1 pseudogene is annotated in these 298 nt (G+C 80.2%); it reads right to left on the minus strand.

From position 1 onward, the window contains the following. Window positions 1–276: pseudogene (locus ABD308_RS27350) on the minus strand (transglutaminase); the annotation flags it as partial. Between the last annotated feature and the right edge of the window lie 22 nt (window positions 277–298).

The raw sequence follows: 298 nt of genomic DNA on the forward strand, positions 1-298 counted from the left end.
GGGGGCGCCCGCCGAGGCTTCGTCCAGCTCGCCGCTCTCGGCGATCCGGCGGGCGGCGGCACGCGGGGTGCGCGACTCGTCCGGCGGGATGCCGAGGTCCCAGGCGGAGTCGATCAGTTCGTCCCATGCGGCCAGCACCTGGGCGTCGGTGAGCCCGCCCGGCCCCGGCCCGCCGGGGCGGCGCCGTCCGCCCGCGCCCAGCCGGCGCCGGCGCAGCAGGGCGCGCCAGATCATCGGGGTGAGCAGCAGCGCCACCAGGAGCAGGGCGGCGCCCACGGCGGCCAGGGTCTTCCCGGAC

Origin of the sequence: Kitasatospora putterlickiae, assembly GCF_039527695.1 — a bacterium.
In the GTDB taxonomy this organism is placed as follows: domain Bacteria; phylum Actinomycetota; class Actinomycetes; order Streptomycetales; family Streptomycetaceae; genus Kitasatospora; species Kitasatospora putterlickiae.